Annotated in this window: 7 protein-coding genes; 3 read left to right on the top strand and 4 right to left on the bottom strand. The window is 40.5% G+C overall.

All coding sequences use genetic code 11. The features are described 5' to 3' along the window. Positions 1-75 precede the first annotated feature (75 nt). Together dnaK and grpE are read right to left on the bottom strand one after the other, a co-directional pair. Entirely contained in the window at positions 76-2016 is a 1941-nt protein-coding gene (gene dnaK / locus ACE01U_RS14980; protein ID WP_086210894.1) for a molecular chaperone DnaK, read from the bottom strand. 119 nt (positions 2017-2135) lie between these two features. Continuing rightward, a complete protein-coding gene (gene grpE, locus ACE01U_RS14985; RefSeq protein WP_119065037.1) occupies positions 2136-2684 on the bottom strand; it encodes a nucleotide exchange factor GrpE in 549 nt (182 codons plus the stop codon). 869 nt (positions 2685-3553) lie between these two features. Here grpE and ACE01U_RS14990 point away from each other — a divergent pair. Continuing rightward, positions 3554-3781 carry a hypothetical protein gene (locus tag ACE01U_RS14990; RefSeq protein WP_086210896.1) on the top strand — a complete coding sequence of 76 codons (228 nt, stop codon included), beginning with the start codon at positions 3554-3556 and terminating at the stop codon, positions 3779-3781. 112 nt (positions 3782-3893) lie between these two features. Here ACE01U_RS14990 and ACE01U_RS14995 read toward each other — a convergent pair whose 3' ends face one another. Next, positions 3894-4382, bottom strand: coding sequence for a hypothetical protein (locus ACE01U_RS14995; RefSeq protein WP_395579838.1), 489 nt, complete (start codon positions 4380-4382; stop codon positions 3894-3896). Between the two features lie 200 nt (positions 4383-4582). On the opposite strand from ACE01U_RS14995, the gene ACE01U_RS15000 reads away from it, so the two are divergent. After that, positions 4583-5656 (top strand): alpha/beta hydrolase, encoded by a 1074-nt coding sequence (locus tag ACE01U_RS15000; RefSeq protein WP_395579839.1) that lies wholly within the window; start codon positions 4583-4585, stop codon positions 5654-5656. Between the two features lie 48 nt (positions 5657-5704). Here ACE01U_RS15000 and ACE01U_RS15005 read toward each other — a convergent pair whose 3' ends face one another. Then, positions 5705-6373: an acetoacetate decarboxylase family protein gene (locus ACE01U_RS15005; protein ID WP_395579840.1), complete on the bottom strand. Its 669-nt coding sequence runs from the start codon at positions 6371-6373 to the stop codon at positions 5705-5707. 96 nt (positions 6374-6469) lie between these two features. Here ACE01U_RS15005 and ACE01U_RS15010 point away from each other — a divergent pair, with 96 nt between their 5' ends. Further along, positions 6470-7039, top strand: a complete 570-nt coding sequence (locus ACE01U_RS15010; protein WP_086210899.1) for a peptidylprolyl isomerase — start codon at positions 6470-6472, stop codon at positions 7037-7039. Positions 7040-7290 lie beyond the last annotated feature (251 nt).

Genomic DNA, 7290 nt, shown 5'->3' on the forward strand with positions numbered 1-7290 from the left:
AAGTGGAATACGACACAACGTGATTTAGGTAATAAAAAACCGCGCTTTCGCGCGGTTTTTTATTAAAGAGACAAATTATTTTTTGTCATCTTTCACTTCAGTGAACTCAGCATCTACAACGCCATCGTCCGCTTTTTGTTGTTGACCAGCGTCACCGCCGAATGCATTTGGGTCGAAACCTTCAGCACCGCCTTGACCTTGCGCCGCTTCATAAGCACGTTGTGTGATCGGCATAATGATGTTTTGTAAAGCTTCAGTTTTCGCTTTAATGTCTTCTACATCATTTTCTTTAGTCGAAGTTTCAAGCTCAGCGACTGCAGTTTCAACAGCAGTTTTTTCATCGCTTGTTACTTGCTCGCCTAGGTCTTTCACTGCTTTTTGAGCAGAAGATACCAATGCATCCGCTTCGTTACGTGCTTTCGCAAGTTCTTCGAACTTACGATCTTCTTCAGCATTTGCTTCAGCGTCTTTGATCATTGCTTCGATTTCAGCATCAGACAAACCTGAGTTTGCTTTAATCTGGATAGATTGCTCTTTGCCAGTGCTCTTATCTTTAGCCGATACTTTTAAGATACCGTCAGCGTTAATGTCGAACGATACTTCAATTTGTGGCACACCACGTGGAGCAGGTGGAATGTCGCCCAATTGGAAGTTACCCAACAATTTGTTTTGCTGTGCCATTTTACGTTCACCTTGGAACACAGAAATGTCTACAGCAGGTTGGTTGTCCGCAGCAGTTGAGAACACTTGAGATTTCTTCGCAGGAATCGTGGTGTTTTTCTCAATAATTGCTGTTAACACGCCACCCATGGTTTCGATACCAAGGGTCAACGGTGTCACGTCAAGAAGAAGTACGTCAGTTTTGTCACCAGACAATACCGCACCTTGAATCGCAGCACCCATTGCTACCGCTTCGTCAGGGTTCACGTCTTTACGTGGCTCACGACCGAAGAACTCTTGTACTTTTTGTTGTACAAGTGGCATACGAGACTGACCACCCACCAAGATCACATCAGAAATCTCAGAAGTTGAAAGACCTGCATCTTTAAGTGCAATACGGCAAGGTTCGATGGTACGTTCAACCAAATCAGCCACTAAACCTTCAAGTTTTGCACGCGTTACATTGATCACTAAGTGTTTAGGACCAGTTGCGTCCGCCGTGATGTACGGCAAGTTAATTTCAGTTGCATTTGATGAAGAAAGCTCGATTTTTGCTTTCTCAGCAGCTTCTTTCAAACGTTGTAACGCAAGTGGATCATTTTTCAAGTTCACACTTTGTTCTTTCTTAAATTCTTCAACCAAGAATTCAATTAATGCGTTATCAAAGTCTTCACCGCCAAGGAAAGTATCACCATTGGTTGATAACACTTCGATTTGTTGGTCGCCATCAAGGTCTGCAATTTCAATGATTGATACGTCAAAAGTACCACCACCTAAGTCGTAAACTGCAATTTTACGGTCGCCTTCTTTTTTGTCCATACCGAACGCAAGTGCAGCAGCCGTTGGTTCGTTAATGATACGTTTAACATCAAGACCTGCAATTTTACCTGCATCTTTGGTTGCTTGACGCTGTGCATCGTTAAAGTAAGCAGGAACGGTAATTACCGCTTCAGTCACTGTTTCACCTAAGTAGTCTTCGGCTGTTTTCTTCATCTTTTTCAAGATTTCAGCAGAGATTTGTTGAGGTGCTAGTTTCTTATCGTTTACATCAACCCAAGCATCGCCATTGTCTGCTTTGATGATTTTGTAAGGCACAAGACCGATGTCCTTTTGAACCGCTTGGTCTTGGTACTTACGACCGATCAAACGTTTGATCGCGAATAATGTGTTTTTCGGATTAGTCACTGCCTGACGTTTTGCAGACTGACCCACCAAGATTTCGCCATCTTTATACGCAATAATAGATGGTGTTGTACGTGCGCCTTCAGCGTTGTCGATAACTTTAACTTTGTCACCTTCAAGTACAGCGACGCAAGAGTTTGTTGTACCTAAGTCAATACCAATGATTTTAGCCATTTGGATGATTCCTCAAAAATTTTTGCAATGTTTTTGCTTGTTATTCGATATGAGAGCCGTTCAATTTTTTTCAAGTGATAATGACGAAAAAATTTCACAAACTCTCGAATTTATAAGGCTTATGCGCCAACCATGACCATTGCTGGACGGAGCAAACGACCATTTAAGGTATAACCTTTTTGCAATACCGTTCCGATCTCGTTGGCTTTCGCATTTGGATCAATCCCGACTGCTTGATGCAAATCCGCATTGAAACCATTTGCTGTATCAACTGCGACCACACCAAATTTTTCCAGTGCAGTGAGTAACGATTTCAACGTCAGTTCCACACCTTCAAACATTGGTGTTTTCTCTTCACCCGATGCGCTAATGGCACGTTCTAAATTATCCACTGAGTCAAGTAACTCTTTTGCGAATTTTTCTAGCACGGTGTCTTTATGCTTATCAGATTCACGTTGAATACGCTCTACACTTTTTTGTGCTTCGTATACAGCGTTTGCAGTACGTGCTTTTTCAAGCTTTAAGCTTTCTTCAAGATTGGTAATTTGAGCTTGTAAATCCTCAACTGAAACTTCAGCTTGCTCCGTTTCAGCTTGAGTTTGCGCTGTTTGTGAATCCGCTTGCTCTTGCCCTAGATCTTGAGCGTCTTGATTTTGCTCAGTTGCCATTGATTTACTCCGTTTAAATGGGTTCTTAAACATGTACAGTCCTTCAGGCATCAGTGTTAACTGGGTTAATCTGAACTGCCATGCGTTATTGAATTCAGGATTACTACAAAAGGTCGGGGCAACAGCCAAAAATTCAAGCGGATTGAGCGATTAATTCATTCATTTTGGGCAAAAATTGATTTAATGTTGTGCTGTAGTTCTCAGTTTTAAATAAATGATGCATTTAACGCGATATTGAGAGGGGGGTGGTTCTAGCTCTTTTGATCGTTAAATTGAATAATTTTTATAAAATTTATCTGTTTTACTTGCTTTTAGTGTAGCCGCATAATGTCATAGTTCGCAGTGATCATGTTCTGTGGAGAGAGAGTAGAGCATGGTGGCTGCATCTAAATTTGTAACACTTTTGCCAAGTGCCCCAAGCCTTGGCTTTTTTATATTGAACATTTCAAATCCGCTTTTTTCGCACTCAAAATGCTGAATCTGTATATGTAAATCCTTGCTTGATTTTAGTCCTGAAGATTACTTTGATTAAACTTTTGGGTTTGAAATGGGCTAAATACATTATTTAATCGTGTATCAACATAAGATAGTTCTGCAATTAAGGGGAATACTTGCAGTGATGTCTTGCTGCTCCGAAATATGAAATACAAGCGATATAATGAATGCAGAATCAGAAAGTTAAACGAATCTTTTTGATCTAGACTTGAGTTGTTTTCAATTTTTATAGGTTAATAAAAAATTGCACAAGTTGTACTGGGAGTTGTAGAAACTACAACTCAAGATGTGTGTAAAAGTTTTTGGATTTAACAAAGATAGGCAGGGCAAAGTTTGGCTTTGCTATTTTGTATGACGTAAAAGGAAATCAAAAGATGTTAAAGAAGAAAACTGCATTATTGTCTCTAGCGCTTTTAGGTTCAGCATTTGCAATAGCTGGTTGTAGCTCAAATGAAACTACTACAGCGCCTGAGTCTGCTCAAGTGACCACTGCACCAGATGCAACAGCAACCGTTGAGGGAAGTACTGGAGTAGAGGTTCAAGCGGATCCTGCTGCTCAGGTTGAACCGATCCAATCTACACCTGCGATAACACAACAATAAAGCTTAAAAGAGAGCGTTCTCTTACATTCGCTTTGTTAAAGACCTTCACTGGATGCCGTGAAGGTCTTTTTTAGAGGGTAAATCACTCAAGCTACTCAGCCATGCTATTGCATTAGTCTGATGTACGATTACGATTTTCTCGTTCTTGACGTGAGTTATCCCAACCTTTGTTTTGATCGCGGCGTTGATCATCGGTACGTTGCTTACGATCGTTATTGGAGTGTTTACGTCGATCTTCAGTCCGTTGACGCTCTTGCTCACGCTTTTTCTGTTGCCAGTCTTGATGACGTTGATTGGCGATCTGTTTGCGCTCAGCTTCAATGCGTTGTCGTTCTTGTTCGCGGTTCTGGCGTTCCCATTCAGTATGTCTCTGGCGATTTCGATCTACCTCGCGACGTTCGCGTTCAATACGGTTTTGTCGTTGTTGATATTCCCAGCGTTGGTGATCACGTTCGTATCGGTCATCATGGCGATCATATCCTCGATCATCATAGTCATAGCGGTGACCGTAGCGTCCGTCATAATAGCCATCATCAGGAAACGCCACACAACCAACAAATAGGCTGCTGACGAGTGAGAGCAATATTATTTTTTTAGTCATGGTGAGTCTCCTTACAAAAGCGGAATAGCAAAACACTCCTAAATCGGCATAAAAATTGTCAATGACAAGCTCTTAAAAGAAGATTAGCGTATAGGGCATATTGCTATGTATCTTGATGTGAAGACTTATATAAGAGAATGGTCACATAATTACTGATCATGTAGAGAATATGAAGAACGAAAAAAAAGGATATGATTGACATGGTTGGATTGAATAAAACTTTACAAAAGTGGATGGAAAAAGGACAAGGTCATGTTGCGCGAGCAATTGATCATTTACCAAGTACGGCCCAAGAAGGACTAGTGAAAGCGCTAGGTTATCCTTATCCTTTTGAACAACTGGATCCATTCATAAAATGCCTGATGGCTGCACAATATAAACAAGGTAAATCAGGTTTTATTCTTGAGGACTTTCACCGTTCTCGTAAGCTCTTCGACCATCAAATTCAAATGTTGACCAGTAAGCCGACCACTGTCAAATTGGTAGAGGATTTACGCCTACCCCTGCAAAGTGGGACGGTTTTTGCTAGACACTACCATCCTGCACCCAATAAAAAGCTTCCCATGTTGGTATTTTATCATGGTGGTGGTTTTGTGGTGGGTAGCTTAGATACTCATGACGAGGTGTGCCGACTTTTGGCTGTCCATGGCAAAGTGCAAGTGTTAAGCATAGATTATCCTTTAGCTCCTGAAGCTAGTCCGCAGTTATTGATTCAATCTTGTGAAGACGCTTTAGCTTGGGTGTATCAAAACCGACGTCAACTTAAAATTTTGAAAGATCGAATTGCAGTAGCAGGTGATAGTGCTGGTGGCAATATCAGTACAGTGGTGGCACAGCGAAGCGCGGCAAAAGCTTATGCGCCAAGTGCGCAATTATTAATTTATCCTGTGGTTGATTTCAAAAGTCGCCATCCTTCATTCTTTGCATATAAAGACGGACTCACCTTAACTGGGCAAGATGTCGATATAGTCACTGCTTTTTATGCTGACCAGCATCAAGTGGCTTTAGATGATCCGCTAGTTTCTCCTACCTATGGAGTGCTAAAAGGTTTAGCTCCTGCCTATGTCATTACAGCGGGTCATGATTTATTACATGATGAAGGTGAGATTTATGCCATCAAATTAAAACAGCAGGGCAATAAGGTGCATTATCAAAATTATCTCGATCAACCCCATGGGTTTGTGAACTTCACCATCATTTCTCGTCGGGCAAAAAAAATCACCATAGAAATGGCAAAGAACTTTAGAAAATTCTGGGATAAGAATGCTAAATAAAAAAGCATGAATGTTAAAAAAATAATGTTTCACGTGGAACAATTTTTTCTATTTGACGCGGACTCTGGCTTCTGGAAAAACAAGTTGAAAGCTCGGGACATAAAAACTTTGTAGTGCCTTGGCTTGACCAAAGTCTGGAAAGAGGGTGGTATGGTTTTCCCACTCAAATTTTTTCAGTTTCATTAGCTTTGCGCGAAACTGTGGAGAAAACTCATAACGTTGACCTTGCCATGCTTGCTGTATTTTGAGCATGGAACGTGGAATGTGATGACTATTGATATAAAACGGACGTGCCTTTTTACATTGAGTTAAGGTTAAACGTAGCGTTTGGTTTTGAGTGCTGAGTTGGCATTGTGTTGTTTCATGTTGCGTATGCCAATCAAACTGAGCGAACTCTTTCGGAATGCCCCAAAGGTGTTGACCATGTTCAACCGAAATCTGTGTCGATACATAAATTTTAGGAATTGAACTTAAACGTCGTTTACTCAGTAAGGGATGATCAAGTAAAAGCAGTTCATCATAAGGACCAACAGGGGATTGATGATAACGAACCAGCATGACTTGAACCACACGGCCAATAGGTGAAGGGGCGATACGAAACGCTTTATATTGTCGAATAAATTGCGGACTGATCCAATAATTCAAAATAAAAGCTTCACCTTGTAAATGCCAAGGTGGAAATTGACTCAATTGAGAAAGGATTAGAGCTTCATTCATCGTTATTCTCGTTTTCTTAGAAGAAGTAGTGTTTTATTTATACTGAACGATTAATATACCGAAATCTAATAACATCTGAATGCTGTGAGTAACGAAATGTTAAAGAAGAGTTTAGTTGCAGTGACGGCTACATGTATGAGTATGGTGGTCATGGCAAATAACACGATTGTTGAAATGAAAACATCAATGGGCAACATCGAGATTGAACTGTTTAACGATAAAGCGCCAATCTCAGCAAAAAACTTTGAAGACTATACGAAAGCTAAGTTTTATAACGGCACAATTTTTCATCGCGTCATTCCGGGGTTCATGGTGCAAGGTGGTGGCATGACTGCTGACCTTGTAGAAAAATCAACACGACCAGCCATTCAAAATGAATCAAGTAATGGTCTATCTAATAAACGTGGCACTTTGGCGATGGCACGAACCAACCTACCGCATTCTGCAACCAGTCAGTTCTTTATTAATGTAGTGGATAATAACTTTTTAGATAAAAGTACCAATAACGCAGGTTATGCGGTATTTGGTCAGGTCACTAAAGGTATGGATGTGGTGGATAAGATCACTAAAGTACCGACAGGACGTACAGGACCGTACCAAGATGTACCGAAACAACCTGTTCAAATTCTCAGTGTGAATATTAAAGCAGCAACAGTGCAAAAGTAATGAAAAAAGAACGTAGAAATATTAAATCTATATTTCTACTTTAAAATTATTAAGTTAGGTTGGTTGTTGTATATTTTTGAATCTTTTTAGTGCGTAAAAATACAACACCCGATAAAACAACCAGTTAAAAGCACTTGCAAAGCTTTAGAAATCCACTAGAATGCACCCCATACCGACGAGATAGACGGAAACGAACGAAGCACGAAGTGCTGAGTTGTTAAGTATATTGAGTCCAGCTTCTATCACTGACG

The organism is Acinetobacter halobius, assembly GCF_044130335.1.
GTDB lineage: Bacteria > Pseudomonadota > Gammaproteobacteria > Pseudomonadales > Moraxellaceae > Acinetobacter.